Annotated in this window: 20 protein-coding genes; 8 read left to right on the top strand and 12 right to left on the bottom strand. The window is 37.8% G+C overall.

Features of this window, described 5'->3' with window-relative positions; all coding sequences use genetic code 11:
• Positions 1-107: 107 nt before the first annotated feature.
• The 4 genes from ACFO3O_RS21200 to ACFO3O_RS21185 all read right to left on the bottom strand — a co-directional run bounded on the left by ACFO3O_RS21200 (position 108) and on the right by ACFO3O_RS21185 (position 3960).
• Complete coding sequence (locus ACFO3O_RS21200) at positions 108-503, bottom strand: hypothetical protein (RefSeq protein WP_379982631.1); 396 nt, start codon at positions 501-503, stop codon at positions 108-110.
• An 18-nt stretch (positions 504-521) separates the two neighbouring features.
• Positions 522-1487, bottom strand: a complete 966-nt coding sequence (locus ACFO3O_RS21195) for a hydroxypyruvate isomerase family protein (protein WP_379982629.1) — start codon at positions 1485-1487, stop codon at positions 522-524.
• 123 nt (positions 1488-1610) lie between these two features.
• Positions 1611-2255, bottom strand: a complete 645-nt coding sequence (locus ACFO3O_RS21190; protein ID WP_379982627.1) for a gluconate 2-dehydrogenase subunit 3 family protein — start codon at positions 2253-2255, stop codon at positions 1611-1613.
• A 1-nt stretch (position 2256) separates the two neighbouring features.
• Positions 2257-3960, bottom strand: coding sequence for a GMC oxidoreductase (locus tag ACFO3O_RS21185; RefSeq protein WP_379982625.1), 1704 nt, complete (start codon positions 3958-3960; stop codon positions 2257-2259).
• A gap of 166 nt (positions 3961-4126) precedes the next feature.
• Here ACFO3O_RS21185 and ACFO3O_RS21180 point away from each other — a divergent pair, with 166 nt between their 5' ends.
• The 8 genes from ACFO3O_RS21180 (at position 4127) to ACFO3O_RS21145 (ending at position 11113) form a co-directional block, all read left to right on the top strand.
• Positions 4127-5113: a sugar phosphate isomerase/epimerase family protein gene (locus ACFO3O_RS21180; RefSeq protein ID WP_379982623.1), complete on the top strand. Its 987-nt coding sequence runs from the start codon at positions 4127-4129 to the stop codon at positions 5111-5113.
• Between the two features lie 6 nt (positions 5114-5119).
• The gene (locus ACFO3O_RS21175) at positions 5120-6331 is read left to right on the top strand and encodes a nucleoside permease (protein WP_379982621.1); all 1212 of its coding nucleotides are present in this window, start codon (positions 5120-5122) and stop codon (positions 6329-6331) included.
• A gap of 53 nt (positions 6332-6384) precedes the next feature.
• Positions 6385-7521, top strand: coding sequence for a Gfo/Idh/MocA family protein (locus ACFO3O_RS21170; RefSeq protein WP_379982619.1), 1137 nt, complete (start codon positions 6385-6387; stop codon positions 7519-7521).
• On the top strand, positions 7521-8024 hold the full coding sequence (locus ACFO3O_RS21165; protein ID WP_379982617.1) for a hypothetical protein: 504 nt from the start codon (positions 7521-7523) through the stop codon (positions 8022-8024). The genes ACFO3O_RS21170 and ACFO3O_RS21165 overlap by 1 nt, the downstream gene beginning before the upstream one ends.
• Positions 8025-8152: 128 nt before the next feature.
• Positions 8153-9205: a sugar phosphate isomerase/epimerase family protein gene (locus ACFO3O_RS21160; protein ID WP_379982615.1), complete on the top strand. Its 1053-nt coding sequence runs from the start codon at positions 8153-8155 to the stop codon at positions 9203-9205.
• A 10-nt stretch (positions 9206-9215) separates the two neighbouring features.
• A complete protein-coding gene (locus ACFO3O_RS21155; RefSeq protein WP_379982613.1) occupies positions 9216-9971 on the top strand; it encodes a 3-keto-disaccharide hydrolase in 756 nt (251 codons plus the stop codon).
• Positions 9971-10732: a 3-keto-disaccharide hydrolase gene (locus ACFO3O_RS21150; RefSeq protein WP_379982611.1), complete on the top strand. Its 762-nt coding sequence runs from the start codon at positions 9971-9973 to the stop codon at positions 10730-10732. Before ACFO3O_RS21155 ends, ACFO3O_RS21150 begins: the two co-directional genes overlap by 1 nt.
• A gap of 12 nt (positions 10733-10744) precedes the next feature.
• Positions 10745-11113: an SdpI family protein gene (locus ACFO3O_RS21145; protein ID WP_379982609.1), complete on the top strand. Its 369-nt coding sequence runs from the start codon at positions 10745-10747 to the stop codon at positions 11111-11113.
• A gap of 89 nt (positions 11114-11202) precedes the next feature.
• Here ACFO3O_RS21145 and ACFO3O_RS21140 read toward each other — a convergent pair whose 3' ends face one another.
• Genes ACFO3O_RS21140 through ACFO3O_RS21105 form a run of 8 tightly spaced genes read right to left on the bottom strand, consistent with a single transcriptional unit; the run spans position 11203 to position 18598 of the window.
• Positions 11203-11814 (bottom strand): PASTA domain-containing protein, encoded by a 612-nt coding sequence (locus ACFO3O_RS21140; protein ID WP_379982607.1) that lies wholly within the window; start codon positions 11812-11814, stop codon positions 11203-11205.
• Between the two features lie 6 nt (positions 11815-11820).
• Positions 11821-13071 (bottom strand): PASTA domain-containing protein, encoded by a 1251-nt coding sequence (locus ACFO3O_RS21135; protein ID WP_379982605.1) that lies wholly within the window; start codon positions 13069-13071, stop codon positions 11821-11823.
• An 11-nt stretch (positions 13072-13082) separates the two neighbouring features.
• Positions 13083-13802, bottom strand: coding sequence for a hypothetical protein (locus ACFO3O_RS21130; RefSeq protein WP_379982603.1), 720 nt, complete (start codon positions 13800-13802; stop codon positions 13083-13085).
• Positions 13803-13814: 12 nt separating this feature from the next.
• A complete protein-coding gene (locus tag ACFO3O_RS21125; RefSeq protein WP_379982601.1) occupies positions 13815-14921 on the bottom strand; it encodes a hypothetical protein in 1107 nt (368 codons plus the stop codon).
• A gap of 3 nt (positions 14922-14924) precedes the next feature.
• Complete coding sequence (locus ACFO3O_RS21120; RefSeq protein ID WP_379982599.1) at positions 14925-15425, bottom strand: hypothetical protein; 501 nt, start codon at positions 15423-15425, stop codon at positions 14925-14927.
• A gap of 5 nt (positions 15426-15430) precedes the next feature.
• The gene (locus ACFO3O_RS21115) at positions 15431-16306 is read right to left on the bottom strand and encodes a hypothetical protein (RefSeq protein ID WP_379982597.1); all 876 of its coding nucleotides are present in this window, start codon (positions 16304-16306) and stop codon (positions 15431-15433) included.
• 34 nt (positions 16307-16340) lie between these two features.
• On the bottom strand, positions 16341-16790 hold the full coding sequence (locus tag ACFO3O_RS21110; protein WP_379982595.1) for a hypothetical protein: 450 nt from the start codon (positions 16788-16790) through the stop codon (positions 16341-16343).
• Positions 16790-18598 carry an OmpA family protein gene (locus tag ACFO3O_RS21105; protein ID WP_379982593.1) on the bottom strand — a complete coding sequence of 603 codons (1809 nt, stop codon included), beginning with the start codon at positions 18596-18598 and terminating at the stop codon, positions 16790-16792. Before ACFO3O_RS21105 ends, ACFO3O_RS21110 begins: the two co-directional genes overlap by 1 nt.
• Positions 18599-18616: the final 18 nt, after the last annotated feature.

The raw sequence follows: 18616 nt of genomic DNA, 5'->3' as shown, positions 1-18616 counted from the left end.
CGCTTTTTTTTTGCCATTTTAAGGACAAAGAAAAAGTTATATGAAACGTGTTTCATATAACTTCTCAAATCATCAGTAAAATATAAGGCTCAGAGAGTTTTTACCAACTATTTATGACCATTATGCCTTTTAATATCGACTCCTTTAGTTTTTTTTCCTTTTTTCTCTTTTTTAAAAACACAAGGACTTAAATTATCAGGTAACTCAGACATATGGTGTTTGATAAACCATAAATCTTTTATTTTTTTATTAATATTAGTTAAAAGGCTTTCACTACCTACAGCATATGTATATAAAGTCACTCTAAGAACTTCTGAATTATTACAGTTTATAGTATACGGGTTCCAAACAAATACATCTTCATGATGTTCTACATTAGTTTTTATTGTTGTCTTTTCTTTTTTTAAAGACTGGTAATTAAAAACTAAATTTTCTCCATCAACAAAACCCATTATTCTTCTAAAATTAGGCATTGGTCTATTTCCAAACGATACAGAAGACATAATACTCAATTTTTATAATTACAAAAACCTATCACTTTCTACATACGCATCAATCACCCGTTGTTCTCCAGCTTTTCCCTCTATAGAGTTACCGTGTTCCATGCCTAAAACACCTGTATATCCTTTATTATAAATGTATTTAAATACATTCTTGTAGTTGATTTCTCCAGAGGTAGGTTCGTTACGTCCAGGATTGTCCCCTATTTGGAAATAGGCAATCTCATCCCAGCATTGCTCAATATTAGGGATTAAATTTCCCTCTTGAATTTGCTGGTGGTAGATATCAAAGAGTATTTTACAGGAAGGACTATTTACGGCCTTACAGATTTGATAGGCTTGTGGAGACTCGGACAAGAAAAGCCCTGGATGATTTCTAAAATTCAGGGGCTCTAGTACCATGGTGATACCATGCGGTTCTAAGATGTTAGAAGCTTGTTTGAGTGTTTCTATGACATTTGCCGTTTGATATGCCATATTCTGTCGTAAATCTACATGACCAGGCACCACGGTCATCCATTGGGCGTTAACTCGCTTGGCAACCTCTACGGAGCTTTTAATCTCCGCTAGAAACTCATCTCGCCAAGCCTTTTTTCCACTGGCAAGATTAGGTTCTGTCCAGTAAATTTTATGGGCTACAAAAACCCCCATGGTCATCTCGTGTTTTTGCATGGTTTGAGCCATCGCTTCTTGTTGTGCTACAGGGCGGTTACGCATTTCGTTGTCTTCAAAGGCTGTAAATCCTTGAGAAGCCATAAATTCAAGTTGCGACACAGGATCTTCTCCAGCATGCTCTTTAAACATGCCTATATGAGGTGCATAGTTTAAATGAAAGGTATGTGTTGATGTGTCCGCTCCTGCCTGCCGGCTAGGCAGGTTCGCGAAAGCAGAATGAGCCACATCTCCCATAGCGTGTATGCCTAGTCCTCCTAAACCCAAAAAGGAACCCGTAAGAGCTCCTTTTTGTATAAATTTTCTTCTATCCATAATATGTTTTCATATCCGCGAGATACATTTATATCCGTGAAGACGGATATCTCATCCCGTCATCGCTATTTGTGTTAGTCACATTTGCTTCATGAGATTCCCGCCTTCGCGGGAATTAATGCTCTATGGAAGCGAATATGCTTTTCCTCCAGTGGCTTCGCTCACAGGAAGACATCCTATTTGCTGCCCTGGAATAGGCTCATAAGCCAGCACATTTTCTCCTATTTCTTCAGAGCTTTTCCAACCCCAAACCGTCATGCCCCTTATATTCCCTAAAAGGCTATAAGTTCCTGCATCTGGATCTGGTTTTACTGTTTTATCTTTTTTGTAAGCCTGATAATAAGCTCCTATACTTTTGTTGTAAATAGCTCCTTGTTCTATAGAAGCAGTAAGATACTTTGAAAGAAGCACATCATAATCTGCAGCTTCGGCCGTTTCAAAGGTTTTTCCAGTAGCATCTTGAAGTCTGTTGGCAAGGGCATCAAATCCCGATTTTATATGTACTTGATCTTCTAAAGTGGTGACTTCATCCCAATAACTATCAATAAATTGATGCACACCTACATCCACTGCGCCAGGGATTGCCTCGTCAGACGGGATGATTAAATCAACCATATGACGTAATGCTTTTCCTTGCCCCATGCTTAAAAAGGAAGGTGTAAATACGGGTTCGTTTTTACAGCTTTGTAAAAGGCTCAATACCGATGGTGTTGCTACGAGTGCTACGCCACCCAATCCTAAGTTTTTTATTAATTGTCTTCTGTTCATCTTATGCTTCTTTTTTAAGTTGGGCAGCCGCGTGATTTGCAGCACGTGCGGTAAATGCCATATACGTAAGTGAAGGGTTTACACAACTTGCTGAGGTCATAAAGGCTCCGTCTGTCACATAAACATTAGGGACTGCATGTAGTTGGTTATTTCCATTACAAACAGATGTTTTTGGATCACGACCCATACGCGCTGTTCCCATTTCATGTATTCCATTCCCTGGAGCACTAGGATCATCCATTGCTTGTATATCTGTAAATCCAGCTTTTTGAAGCATATCTTTTGCACTTGCAATCATATCTTTACGCATCTCCCACTCATTTTCTTTCCACTCTGCGTCAAAGTTAACTTTTGGTAATCCCCATTTATCTAGATCGTTATAATCTAGTGTCATTTTGTTTTCATGATAAGGGAGACATTCGCCAAAGCCCATAAGTCCGATGGTCCATCCTCCAGGTTCCTGGATTACTTTTTTAAGCCCTGCTCCGTATCCAGCTTCTGCAATTTGTGGTTGATAATCTCCACGACCTGCACCTCCCTGATATCCATATCCTCTCTTAAAGGTAGGCATTTCTGTCTCTCCTCCAATATTTCTGAAACGAGGGATGTAAATACCATTAGGGCGACGTCCCTTAAAATATTTGTCTTTATGACCGCTCCACTTTGCAGTAGCTCCTGCTTTGAAGTGGTGATCCATTAAATTATGACCTAATTCTCCTGAGTCATTCCCCATCCCATTAGGGAAACGCTCACTTTTAGACTGCATTAGGATACTAGCACTGGCAATAGCCGATGCACATAGGAAAACTACTTTAGACTTAAACTCCAGTTTTTCCATAGTTTGTTGGTCAGTGACCTTGACACCCGTTGCTTTTCCTGTTTTTTCATCATACATCACTTCAGTGACAATAGAAAATGGACGTAGGGTCATATTTCCAGTGCGCTCTGCAGCAGGAAGGGTAGAGGAATTACTTGAGAAATACCCTCCAAAAGGACAGCCTCTCATACATCTATTTCTGAATTGACAGGCAGAACGACCATCGTACGTTTTGTCTCCAGTGATGTGCGCCACACGCCCTATCGTAAGAAGACGTCCATCTTTATAGCTTTCTGCCATGTTCTTTTTCAGAACTTCTTCTACACAATTTAATTCCATAGGAGGAGAGAATTTACCATCTGGTAATACTTCTAGCCCTAATTTTTCTCCAGATACAGAAATGTATTCTTCTACTTTATCGTACCAAGGTGAAATATCTTTATAACGCACAGGCCAGTCAACAGCGATACCTTCTTTTTTATTCGCTTCAAAATCAATGTCAGATAAGCGATAACTCTGCCTTCCCCACATTAGTGAACGCCCTCCCACGTGATAGCCTCGAATCCAGTCAAAACGTTTAGTTTCATTATAAGGGTGATCTACATCATCTACAAAAAAGTGTCTGCGTTCTGCTTTGTGAACATATCCAGTACGTGATTGTTTTTCATAACGCGCTTTTTCTTCACGGGTAACTTCCCCTTTAAATTTAGAATCCCAAGGATCATTATGCATCGTTGGATAATCCTCTATATGCTTTACCATGCGTCCGCGTTCAAGAACAAGGGTTTTTAAACCGTTTTCGCATAGCTCTTTAGCAGCCCATCCACCACTGATTCCTGAACCTACGACAATCGCATCGTATGTTTCGTTTTCTGTAACTGTATTCACTATAGTATGTATTTATGAGATTTTTTTGTGATCTATTTTACCAAATATATAAATTTTAAGTTGTTTTTTGTCAATTTTAAAAAAAGACTAACTTAGTCAAACCGTAGATTTAACAGTATTTCGCAAGCGAAAACGTTATAGTACGGACTTAACCAATTAGAACATCATGAAAAATTATTTTACAATTACCTTAGTATGTGTTTTGACACTTATTTCATGTAAAAATGAAGTAAAAACAGCGGAAGAATCCACTCAAAAAGAAGTAGCCATGACAGACGTTGTAACCACAGAAAATGACTATAAATTTTCACTCGCACAATGGTCACTTCACGAACCGTTTCAAGATGGATCCATGGATCCTATGGATTTTGCAACCATCGCAAAAGATTTAGGGTATACTGGGGTAGAATATGTGACACAATTATATCCTCAAGTTAAGGATAAAACAAATTATAGAGAAACGGTGATGACACTTGCTGCAGAATTAAAAAAGCGAAGTGATGCTGCAGGAATGGAAAATGTACTCTTAATGGTAGATAATGATGGGGAACTCGCAGATCCAGATCCTGCAAAACGCGCAGAAGCTATCGAAACCCATAAAATATGGATGGATGCAGCAGCACTAATGGGCGCACATTCTATTAGAGCAAATTTATTTGGAGAAGAAGATCCAGAAAAATGGCACACGATTTCTGTAGCGTCTCTTAAAGAACTTGCTACCTATGGTGAAGACAAAGGCGTTAGTATCCTTATAGAAAACCACGGTGGCTGGTCTAGTGATGGAGCAAAACTAGCGGCGGTGATGAAAGAAGTTAACATGCCTACAGCGGGAACACTTCCAGATTTTGGAAATTTTTGTGTAAAAAGAGAAGGTGGAGCGCGATGGGGAGCCCCATGTGTTGAAGAATACGATACGTATAAAGGAATGAAAGAATTAATGTCATACGCCAAAGGAGTTTCTGCAAAATCCTATAACTTTGATGAGAATGGTGATGAGACCAAACTAGATTATGGGCGTATTATGCAAATTGTAAAAGATGCAGGTTTTAAGGGATATGTAGGCATAGAATATGAAGGCCCTTTGGAAGACCCCAAAGAAGGTATTAAACTAACCAAAGCCTTGGTTGAAAAATCAATAACAAACCTTAAATAAGATTTTATGAAAGCAACAATCAGAGTACAATTATCAATCATGATGTTTCTTGAATTTTTTATTTGGGGAGCTTGGTTTGTTACTATGGGTACTTTTTTGGCAAAAGCCTTTAGTGCTACAGGAGGTCAAATGGCAATGGCATACGAGACCCAGTCTATAGGTGCCATTGTAGCGCCCTTTATTATTGGCCTTATTGCAGACCGTTATTTTTCTGCTCAAAAAATACTAGGAGTTTTACATTTATTAGGAGCGGGGTTATTATACATGGCAGGAACATCTGAGAATTTTGATACATTTTATCCATATATATTAATTTATATGATCTTGTATATGCCTACACTAGCATTGGTAAATTCAGTTGCTTTTAGACAAATGAAAGATCCGGCAAAGGATTTTGCCCTCATTCGTGTATTGGGAACAATAGGATGGATTGTAGCCGGACTTGTGATAGGTTTTCTAGCTTGGGAGTCAGATAACGTGCTTCAAAATACCTTTATAATGGCTGCTGGAGCAGCAGCATTACTAGGGGTGTTTAGTTTTACACTTCCCGAGACTCCTCCAGTGGTGGATAAAACTGAAAAAGTAACTGTACGGGATATCTTAGGATTAGATGCTTTAGGAATGTTAAAAGATAAAAAGTACTTAGTCTTCTTTATAGCATCTATTCTGATTTGTATTCCATTAGCCTTTTATTATCAGCACGCAAACCAATACTTAAATGAATTAGGAATGGAAGGTGCGGCAGGTAAAATGACCTTTGGACAAATGTCTGAAATTGCATTTATGCTTCTATTACCTATTTTCTTAAAGAAGTATGGTATTAAAATGACATTGCTTGTAGGAATGCTCGCTTGGGTAGTACGTTATTTACTGTTTGCTTACGGAGATGCAGGAGAAAATACTTGGATGCTTATTTTTGGGATTATCTTACATGGTATTTGTTATGACTTTTTCTTTGTGTCTGGACAAATATATACTGACTTTAAAGCAGGAGAAAAATTTAAGAGTTCAGCCCAAGGATTGATCACACTCGCAACCTATGGTTTAGGAATGTTAGTAGGCTTCCGTCTTGCAGGATATATTACAGACCTTAATGCACTTACCGATGGAGGTCACAATTGGTATGATATATGGGTCCTTCCTGCTGGAATTGCAGGAGCGGTGTTCGTATTTTTCCTAGTAGCTTTTAAAAACGAAAAAATAGAAGTAAAAGAATAAAGTAATTGGCTTTGAGCTTCGACAAGCTCCGCCTGACACTAATAGTTTGAGTAATGAGTAACAAAATAAAATGGGGCGTCCTTGGTGGCGGTGGTGATAGTTTAATAGGAGTTTTACATCGTGTTGCCGCGAGTATGTTTGATGCATATCAATTAACGGGAGCAGTTTTTAATGTTGATCTACATGAAAGTCTCGCTTTCGCGAAAGCGATAGGCATCGCAACAGATCGTATTCATGCAAATCTAGATGAGCTGATCACTGCAGAACTCGCACGTCCGGAACAAGACAGAATTCAAGTAGTATCTATACTAACGCCTAACTTTTTGCACTTCCCCATGGCAAAGCAGTTATTGGAAGCAGGGTTTCATGTGATTTGTGAAAAACCAATGACCATGACCTATGCCGAAGCATTAGAGCTCCAAACCATTCAGCAGAAAAGTGGTGCTATCTTTGGATTAACACATACCTACACGGGATATCCAATGGTGCGCCAAATGAAAGCCATGATTGCCAATGGCGAGATAGGTGCTATTCAAAAAGTAGATGCCCAGTATTATCAAGGATGGATCAATCCTATCATTCATGATAAGGAACAACGTAACTCCACATGGCGATTGAACCCTGAGAAATCAGGAATCAGTTGTTGCTTAGGTGATATAGGCGTACATGCCTATCAAATGTTAGAATACGTCACAGGTCAGAAAGTGAAATCGGTGTTGGCTGATTTAAATCATCTGTATGCCGATAACCAAATGGATATTGATGGTACCGTACTACTTCGTCTAGGGGAATATACCAAAGGTGTATTGCGCTCTAGTCAGATAGCTACAGGGGAAGAAAATAATTTTACCATAGCCATCTACGGTAAAAAAGCAGCGCTCAAATGGGAGCAAGAAAACCCTAATTATTTGTATTTATTAGAAGAAGGACAACCTTTACGAACCCTAAAACCAGGACATACGTATAATAGTGAGTTTTCACTAGATGGCACAAAATTGCCTCCTGGACATCCCGAGGGGATCTTTGATGCCATGGGAAATATTTATAAAGGGGTTGCCAAAGCCATTCGAGGCCAGAAATTTTACGAGGGAGAATTTCCAGGCATGACCGACGGCGTACGTGGAATGAATTTTATTGAAAAAGCGGTTCAATCACATCGCGATGGGAATGTGTGGGTGACTCTTACATAATGAAATATTACCTGACTATATTTAGTTGTTTAGTTCTTATTGGTTGTAGCTCTTCTGTAAGAACTACACCCAATAAATGTGGCAAATTACCTTCCAATACGTATTGGGGTACTTTTGAAAATCAGTTTTCTAGCAAAATAAATGGGTACGAGTATACGGGAACATTATTCTCTTATGATTGTGTATTGCATTCATTTATCACAAAGAAAGTGCTATTTGATTATTATGGAAAATGGGGTGATTCTTTTTATTTGTCTGATGAAAGACATCCTATTATGATTTGGAAAAACAGAGATATTTTACGTGATGGTTCTTCTTTAACAATACTAGCAACTGGAGAAGAAGATTATGGAAATATGAATGGTTCTATGATGATATTTGATCGAGAAGGGAATGATATGTTATTGCTAGGTGCTGAGAAAAGAAAAGAATTGATCGAATTTGTAGGAACCCTTATTAAAAGGAACGATAGTAAAAAAAGAGATTTTTTTGAAGCGTATTAGACAGAAGTTGATCCAAGCACTTGGGAGCGGATAAAAAAAATGTAATATACGCTTTCGCGAAAGCGTGTAAATGAGAGTAAAACGATAATGAGATTTCCGCCTACGCGGAAATGACATAAAAAGCAATTATGAAAACAATAAAAGGACCTGCGGTATTTTTAGCCCAATTTATGGATGATAAAGCGCCGTTTAATTCGTTAGACGGACTTTGTAAATGGGCTGCAGATTTAGGCTATAAAGGGATTCAAATTCCTACTTGGGAAAATCGATTAATTGACTTGACTAAAGCTGGAGAAAGTAAAACGTATTGCGACGAACTCAAAGGAAAAATCAATGACTATGGTCTTGAGATTACAGAGCTTTCTACCCACTTACAAGGGCAATTGGTGGCAGTACATCCTGCCTACGATCTCATGTTTGATAATTTTGCGCCAGACAATTGTAAAAACAACCCAAAGAAACGGACGGAGTGGGCACGCCAGCAAATGATCAGTGCAGCACGCGCAAGTAAGCATTTAGGACTGAATGTAAGTGCTACGTTTAGTGGTTCATTACTTTGGCATACCATGCACCCATGGCCACAACGCCCTACGGGATTGGTAGAAATGGGTTTTGAAGAACTAGCAAAACGTTGGTTACCTTTATTAAATGAATACGATGCTTGCGGAGTAGATGTCGCCTATGAAATTCATCCGGGAGAAGATCTGCACGATGGGGTTACTTTTGAGCGTTTCTTAGAAGCGACAGGAAATCACAAGCGATGTAATATCTTATATGATCCAAGTCATTTTGTATTGCAACAACTGGATTACATTGCCTATATAGACCATTATCATTCGTTTATAAAGGCATTTCATGTAAAAGATTCTGAGTTTAAACCTGATGGAAAGCGTGGTACTTTTGGAGGATATAGTGACTGGCAAGACCGTGCAGGGCGTTATCGTTCTCCAGGCGACGGACAAATAGACTTTAAAACGATTTTTACCAAGTTAACAGAATATGGTTGTGACGTTTGGGCGGTAATGGAATGGGAATGTTGTGTGAAAAGCCCAGAGCAAGGCGCTAGAGAAGGGGCTCCTTTTATCGCAAGTCATATTATTGAAGCCACTCAAAAACGATTTGATGATTTTGCAGGGGAGGACATTGACAAAGAGAATTTAAAGAAGATATTGGGATTATAAATCAACAATTATGAAAAAAACAATCTACATCGTAGCTGTGGCAATTTTCGCTTTAAGCTGTAAAGAAAAAGAAACAAGTCAACCGGTTGAATCCGTTGAGCCGGTTGACAAAGTAACAACGACACCTGAAAAACAAACCATACAAGAAGCAATGGTGCTTTTTGATGGATCCAATTTTGATGCTTGGAAAGGGTATGGGGTCGATGAGATGCATGAGGAATGGAGTATAGATGGGGATGCGATGGTTTTCACTCCAAGCGGTGAGGGCGGAAAGAATATTATTACAAAGGGAACGTATAAAAACTTTATTCTTGAGTTGGAATGGAAAATTTCTGAAGGAGGAAATAGTGGTATTTTTTGGGGCGTGCATGAGTCTCCAGAATTTAAAGAAGCTTATGAAACTGGCCCAGAAATCCAAGTATTGGATGATGAACGTCATCCAGATGCCAAAGTAGCCAATGGCACTCACAAAGCAGGCTCCCTATATGATATGATCAAACCTGAGGACGGAATGATCAACCCAGCGGGTGAATGGAATCGTGTAAAACTAATGATTAACCATGACCAAAATATTGGTAAATTATCTCTCAATGGTAAAAACGCCTTCACGTTCCCTGTGAATGGTGAAAAATGGGACGCCATGGTTTCAAAAACAAAATTTGCAGACTGGGAAGGTTTTGGAAAATACCCAGAGGGACATATTGGTTTGCAAGATCATGGAGACAAAGTATGGTATCGTAACATCACGATTAAAGAAATTAACTAATGATAAAAGTACAGCACATAGGAATTATCATCGTCACTATTTCTATAATCTCTTGTGGTTCTGGAAAAACAGGAGCAGAACCCACAAAACCAGAACAAACAGAAGTTTGGGAGCCCAAGCCTCCTAAAGTGGCTATTAACGGTCAGTCGGGAGTGCCTAGTGATGCCATTGTATTGTTTGATGGATCAAACCTTGACGCTTGGAAAAGTAGAAATGGGGGAGGAACACCACAATGGACTATCAATCCTGATGGGAGTATGACCGTAAAAGACAGGACAGGAGATATCATGACCAAAGAAAACTTTGGAAGTGTCCAGCTACACCTAGAATGGCGTAGCGATCCTACTAATACCCAAACCAATCAAAACCGAAGCAATAGCGGTGTCTTTTTTCAGGGATTGTACGAAGTACAGATTCTTAACAATAATGATAATGACACTTATGTAAACGGAATGGTAGGGTCAATTTATAAGCAAAAAGCACCAGATGTCATGGCAGCAAAGCCCACAGGCGAGTGGAATAGTTATGACATCGTCTTTCACGCTCCAGTATTTAATGAGGCGGGTAAAAAAGTAAAAGCGGGAACCCTTACTGTGTTTTTAAATGGTGTTTTAATACAAGATCACTTTGAATTGAAGGGTAGCACAGAATACATAGGCTATCCAAAAAATAATCCGCACGGGGATGGACCTATTATTTTGCAAGATCATGGCGACAAAAGTGGGGTAGGCTTTAGAAATATTTGGTTGCGTACCCTGTAAATGAATACGGGAATGTATACAGACGTGCTTTTTACAATAGAAAATGGTGCGCTCCTTTTTCAAGGGATTCTTTTCTTATGTTTAACTTATTATTACCGTAAAAACCCACCTAAAAAAATCAATCATTTTTACGGCTATCGTACCCGGCGTTCCATGGCCAATCAAGAGATATGGGACGTTGCCAATAGACAAAGTGCTAAAGATCTTTGGCGTGTAGCATTAGCTACAATGATCTCAGGTCTGATCTTACTTCCTTTTGAGACTACACCAAAAGTTTTTATACAACTAGGTGTATTGCTTCTAGGGATCGGGATTGCTGTGTGGCATACAGAAAAGGAATTAGATAAAACCTTTGATAAAAACGGGAATAAGCAATCATAATTAGCTATGCAAAGGAGTTGGGAAATGTTCCGCTTTCGCGAAAGCGTATATAATCAGCTAAGTCCTGTACCTCCTAATACACATTAATTTTAGGCATCACTACTATCTTCAAACGTGAGTGAAATAACATCTGATGCCCTTACAGTTGTTTTTGCTTCAGGGCTTTGACTTGTTATTTTTTTGGTGTCATCACCAGTAAGAATTTCATAGTTTAAATTAAATTCTCCTAATACATCTTGTGCTTCGGTTAAGGTTTTACCTATAAGATCAGGTGTTTTTCTAAGTTCAGCGCCTTCTGGAGCAGGAATAGGTTTTATGGTAAAATCTAACTCGACACTTGCATTTACATTAAGGTTATACTTGTTTGTATTGGTCGCATTAATAGGTGTTGCATACATTTTCACCTTTGATAATCTGTTAGATTGTATTTGAGAAGAACTTCCCGATTGAGACATTGCCAATGATATTTTGGCTTTTACTTTTGTTTCTGGAATGGTATAAAAAGTAGGCTGATATCCGATTTCGCGCAAGCGTTTATTCATAATATCCCCATCCTCATTATCGTACAAGGCAAGTGTTTGTGCCAATGAACCTGCATCGAGGGCAGCCTGTGCATCTGCGACGCCTTCACCTATAGAAGCAATAAGATTGCCCAAGGGTGCTGCCATAGTATCATTCATAAATTCTTTTGGATTTGACATGGTCTCTTAGTTTAGGTGTTGGTTGTTTTTTGCAAAAATGACAGTGATTGTGGTGTCTGGTGTTGTTGTTATTCCTGGCTCTGGAGACTGCTTAAATGCTTGTCCTTCAGAAAGGATGCTGTTCTCAGTATCTATTAATTGATATACAGGATCTAAACGTAAACTAAATTTTTCAAGGTAATTACGAGCCGCAGTTTCTGTAAGGCCTATAAGCTTAGGAACAATAAGTTCGTTTACGATAGGAGTTTCGTCTTCTGTAATATCAATTTTTATATCGCTAATAGCTGCTCCATTAATAGCCGAAGCATTATTGATATCAATCACTTGAAAACGTAATCCTCCTTCATCTTTTTCAGCAACAGTTTTTAGATTAATTGAAATATTAGAAAGTTTAAAACCAGAGGTCGCTGTGTTCTCCTTTGCTATTTTAATTTCGTCAATAACATCAGTATATAATTTGTTTGCAGCAACAGATTTAGGAATATATTCTTCTTCAACAGTTTCTTGTGATAATAGGTCTAATTGATCTTGTAATGTTTGCTTTTCAACCTTTAATGTTGAAATAGTATTTAGTTGTTGCTGTTCTATATTCTTATAATGATTGATTTCTCCAAGTTGTGTATTTATTGTTTGCCCCTGTTGTGTGATCGTAGCCTCTAGCACTCCTTTTTCTGCTTCCAAAGAGCTAACCCTACGGTTGAGGAAATCAATTTCTTCTGCTTGCTCAGCAGAAGTTGTATTTGTTTCAGTATTTGCCTCTTGCTGTCTAAGTTGCTCTTTTAATTCATCTACTTCTTTTTGTAAATCTTCCATTTCAGGAGTAGTATCCTGTGTAGTCTTTGTTGTGGTAATAAGCACAGAGGGTACTTTAGGATTGTCTAATCCTTCTATTTGTTCTCTTTCTAAGAGAAATAAATTTCCAAAATCATAAGAGATAGCATCCTCAAGCATACTATAATCTCCTTGCTTTGAAAGGAGATGTACCTGTTCTTTAGCATTAGCATCTACCAGTCTAAACATAGGCATTCCTCCAGCTTGTAATACTTCACGTACCTTGCGCAATGTAGGTTGGTCACCATATATACGAGAAGGTATGTAATAGTCAAAGGTGTAGCTGCCTTCTTGGTATCCTGTGATTTCCGAATCAATCTTTTCCCAAGTTTTTGTCTCACTATTAAAAAATTGAATGGCGAGTTTCATTTCTTGTGGTATTTTACCAAGATGATCTCGTAGGGTTACTTTAAAAAATAGTTTCATACTTGATAAGATTATAATTTACTAATAGAAATTTTTTTAAAAATTGTTCCCGCATTTATATCAAAAAAGAGCACTTTACCACTATTATAATCTGTAGGATCAATAGTAATTGTATTAGTCGCAATACCTAATCCATTTGTGAGCACTTCTTGTGCATCAAAGCTTGGCGTTGTTATTAATGCAGTATCATTAACAAGTGTTGTTTTATCTTCATTAAAGTTAAACTCTACACGCATGCCTGATAGTTTTTCTCCAGCAGCATTTTCCATGACGACCTCAATAGGTACGCTATAGATATTGTTTTGTAGTACAGGTTCTTGGTAGTTACAACGTAATAGTATTTGTGGCACTCCTTCATTAGGCATTGTAGCCACAAAACGACCACTTATGGTACTGACCACTTCACTAGATGTCTGAGAAGTTTTTTGCTGAGGTTTTATAGGCCTAAACATCATTTTAGGTTTGTAATACACAGCACTTTTAGAAGGAAGTGCATCATCATTTACTGGTGATGATACAGCAGTTGTTGATGTCTCTTGAGGAGTGCTTTCAAATTCTGAAGTGACTTGTAAATTAAAATCTAGGTATGGGATTTGGTACATGGTATTAGGGCGCCCATATTCGTCATAGGGTTCCATATTACGTAGTTTATGTTGTGCTTCATTAAGACTATCTGTGATTCCTAGTAGAATTTCTTTAAGTGTTAAAGCACCTGATGATTGATTATCCATAATATATATAGGTTAAAAAAAGCGATCGTCTTTTTTTTGTTGTTTACGTTCTTGAGCTCTTGCTTGCTTTCTAGCTTCGGCTTTGAGTTCTTCTTTTTTAAGAGCTAGCGCTTCTTTTAATCGCTCTTTCTTTAACAAATCTCGTTTTTCCCAAAGGCCTTTTGCAATTTTAGGAGCCACATTCATTTTACGTTCTATTTCTTTTTTGTACTTTTTTGTTTGAGAAACAGCTTCTCTTTTTTTATCAAGAATATCTCCCCAATTCTTTTTGATATCAGGTTTTTTAAAAGGCATTTCTTTTTTTGAAACTACTTTTTTGATATCGATAGTAAGCTTATTTATAGCCCCTTTTTTATTTTTTGAATCTAGGTATGCATATGCATCTTCTACAGGTTTCTTTATACGTTTAGGAATTACTTCTTGTACTCTTTTATCCTTCAGTATGTCTAATGCCTTTTGTTTTGTAGCCTCTTGTTTTTGAATCCACTTTGAAACAGTCTCTTTTTGTTCTTTGAGTTGCGCTAATGAACGTTGTGTGGTTTGCTCTCTTTTTGAAAGCCATTGTTGTGCCTCTTGTTTTTTTTCTTTTATGACTTTATTAGCTTCAAGACGTTCTTTAAGCCATTGTTCTATATCATTTTTGGTATGCTTTTTACGTACAGGATTTTTTGGCTTTGAAAAGGAGGAATCCTTTTTCTTAACAGGTCTTTCTTTTCTCGTTGTTTCTTTTTTTGCAACTGGATCAACCTGTTTTCTTTTGGGTTTGGCTACTGTTGGTTTTTTGGCATGTTTTTTTTCCCATGCAGCAGCTTCCTTTTTTTCTTGTCTCTTTTTTTCTAAGAGAGAGGCTCTGTTATCAGCCCATTTTTTTTCATCTTTTTTCTTTTTTGAAATGGGGATAATTTCGCTTTCGCGAAAGCGTGGATCTCCAGCTTCCTTTTTTTGAGTACCAGGGGCATTTTTAAGTGCGTGTTCTAGCTCCTCTTTCTCCTTAAGTAGTGTTTGAATGTCTTCATTCTCCTTAAGAATGTCTTCAAAATTTAACGAAGGAACTTGCTGTTCCTTTACTGTATTTTTTGAAGTATTATTCTTTAAAAATGAGGTCCACTTTTTTGCCATTACCTATGATGAAGGGTTTTCAGTACGTAATAATTCTTTTAATCGTTGTTCAAAAATAGCAGGAGAAGGTACTGTTACCAGTTTGGTGCGAATCATCGAACTTCCTTCAGCCGAGTATTGGTACTTTTGAGAGTAACTCGCATTTACAGATGCCGTTACCATAAAGGCTCTCACTTTTACCTCAGCACCAACACTAAATTCTCTAGATTGAGACATAGAAAAAGAGGTTTTGATTTCCATAAGTGTATCTACATACTGATAAAATGTAGGTGTAAACCCTAAGGCAAGCAAACTGTACCCTGGTTCTCCTTCTTTTAGTTTGATGAGTGTATTAGGATCTTGGACTAGTTTGCCATCATCATCTTCTTTAAAACCAGACATCATTTGAGCAATCTTAATAGATACTTTATCCAATGCATACTGTGCCTCAGCAATCCCTGTCCCGAGATTTTTAACCATCTCGGGAAGGGGTGCATTCATGAGTTCTTTGGTGATATTAGCCATTACCTCTAGTTGTTAGTAGCTTCTCCTCTTGCAATTTCCATTTGTTCTTGTATACGCTGTTCCAGAATTGCTGGTGGTGGGATAGGAACAAGTTTGGTGCGCATAAGACTAGATCCTTCTGCAGAGTAACTAAACTTTTGAGAATAATTTGCATTCACTTGAGTAGTCGTTATGTTGCGGCTTGCTCTAATCTGACCTCTTCTAAAACCTATAGAAGCACTTCTGGTTTTGCTATTTGTTTTTACATCAAAACTTGAAGAGCCTTCTCTTGTAAATTTAATAGCCACTTTTGCTTCTATGATAGTGTCTACAAATTGGTAAAACGTAGGAGTGAATCCTAATTCTAACATCGAAAGACGTTGTGGGATGAAAATCTCGGTTACAGAAGGAGAAGCAGAAGAAACGAGCTCTATTTTAGTGTCATCAACACTATACTCATTACTGGTGTTTTTTTCACGTACATGTCTAAATGTATCTGAATTATAGGCATCTTCGTTTACTATATGAGTTTTTGTTGTTACAGAAGTTTTATAAACCCCATCTACAATATCAAGACCGTGAGTTGGGCTAGTTGCAGTCTCAACATATGCAGGCCTAAAGATCTGATTTTTTATACTATCATCTGTCGTAGTATTATAAATGGTAACGGCATCAGAGATAGAAACTCTTTCTTTTCCAAAGAAGACCCGACTATCTGTAAATGTAGTATTTCCGTTTTCATCGGTGATGGTGTCAAGACCTCCCATCATTTCGGCTACTTCGATAGAATTTTCATCGAGTGCCATTTGCCCTTCTGCGATCGCAAACGCCATTTGGCGTATCATATCGCCCATGGGTACGTCAAGAATTTCTTGACCTATACGTGGATTGTTATTAAACATAGTTTTTATTTTTAATTATTAGTGATTTAAATCGTTATGAATCTGCAGCGAGTTCTTTTAATAGTTCATGATACGTGTCTGGCGCAGGTATGGCAACAATACGAGTAGCAATAGATGAGGCACCTTCTGCACTCATCTCAAACTTCCTAGCGTAACTTGCGGTAAGACTTGCACTAAATATCTCAGTTTTTAATTCTGCAGATCCTCCTACGCTAAAAGACTCTGACTCTGACAATGAGAATTCTAGTTTTGCCTCTACTGTGGCTTCGGTAAACTGATAAAAGGTAGGTGCAAACCCTAAAGCGATCAGACTATATTGCTGATCTCCAATAGTTACTTGATTTGCACTCATCGCATTTGAAAGTTGTATAGAATTTTTATCTAATGCAGCTTGTGCATTGGCAATAGAGACTCCCAATTGCTCAATGAGCTTAGGAAGTGGTGCATTGACCAATGTTCTTGATATTTCAGCACCAACAGACATTAAGAGGCACTATTTGAATTGGACAATACCTGCGTGATGTAATCCAAAAACTCTTGAGGTGCTGGCACAGATTTCATTCTAGCGGCAAGAGATGCATTTCCTTCTACAGACATATCAAATTGTCGCGAAGTTCTAAAATCTATACTTCCACTCACGGCAAAGGTTCTGTTACCATCTACTTCTTTTGAAGACGTATTTAAACGTGTCTTAGAAGTTTCGGTTTCGCTTACAAATACCTTTGTTTTTTCTTTGTCAAGTTCGGCAGAGGCAACACCATCTACCGTGACATCAAGCTCTTCTGACTCACTATTATATACAGTATAGTTTACCATAGATTCTTCGTGTAGCAAGTAGCTTAGCTCTCCTACTTTTTCGTGATGGAATCCAGCAATAAGACTTTTGCTAGAGAGTTTAGAACTCTCATCTACAGCAGCCTCTTTAATAACAACTTCTTCACCTCCATAGGTAAATTTGATAATAGCAGGAGGAGCAACAGCTGAGGTGTCTTCTAGAACAATAAATTTATTTGCATCTGTAGAAGCTACATTAGGTGTTGCTTGAGCAGCATTGATTTCCCCGCCTTCAAAGAAAATATAGTCATTATCTGAGATAACCTCTATAGACACATATCTAAGATTTTCATCTCTTGCGGTAGCCCCATTTGCTAATTTTTCACCTTCATAGAGTGCGCTTTTAATTCTATCTTTAAGCGTTGGGTCATTACTTATTTTTCCAAAGAAATGACGTGTGATAGCATCTACTCTTCGTTTACTAAGATCTTTATTATAATCAGCATCACCGCTTCCATCAGTATATCCTATGATATTGATTTTTGAATCTGTATCTTCTCTTAATACCTGTCCTAATACGTCTAAGTATAAAGATAATTCTGGAGTTGCATTTGAAACAGCTCCTTCTTGATAGGTTGGGTCAAACTCGTCTTTATCCCATCCAAAATAGATTTTAGGTTTTTCAAATGTAGTTCCATCTGTCGTAAAACCATCTTCTGTTAGACCGTATACGGTACCTGTGTTTTCTGTTTTTGCTCTGTTAAATGTCGTATTGAACGTTCCATATTTTTTGAAACTTTTACTAGTGTTTAGATTAATATCTATTCCACTAGCACTTGTTGTTGGATAGACACTATCTAATTTTAAAAGTCCATATGAACTTGTAGGTGTTTCAGGAATATACAGGGTAATATAAGGCCCTGCTTTTCTTATAATTACTCCAGAAGAAGATTGATTTACAACTTCTTTTGCCTCTTCAATTTCTTTGCTTACACGATACTCCTGATTATTGGTGCGTACATTTTCTCCGAAGTCTTCCACTCTAGAAATTGTTCCGTCTTCCTGATGCATGTTATAAGAATCAGCATTAAGGGTGATGTTACTTTCTATTTTCGCTTTAAGCGAAATATCTTTTACAGATTTAAATTCTTTTCGGGTTTTCTTCTTCTTTTTATCTTCTAAACTCTTGAAGAAATCTTTGTCAAAGTCGGCATTGCTTTTATAGTCTGCACTCAGTTTTAAACTAAACTCATCTGATTTTTTTAGAGCCATACGTAGGCTGATAGAAGCGCTCACATCTGCATAATCAAAAGAATAAAAAGCAGGTGTGAATCCTAATTCTAATAAAGATTTATCGCCTACTTCGGTTTCAGAAAGCTTGGTCAATTGTTTGATCGAATTATCATCTAACTTTTCTTGTGCTGCTGCAATTCCTAGAGCAAGTGACGTAATAATGTCAGTAACATCTACTTGTTGTAAGATGCTTGCGCCGTTAGTAATATCTTCTGTGTAACTCATGTGTTTTGGTTTTTTTAA

It is taken from the genome of Dokdonia ponticola (genome assembly GCF_042653865.1).
Classification (GTDB): Bacteria; Bacteroidota; Bacteroidia; order Flavobacteriales; family Flavobacteriaceae; genus Dokdonia; species Dokdonia ponticola.
This window is presented reverse-complemented; position numbering and strand designations above follow the sequence as displayed.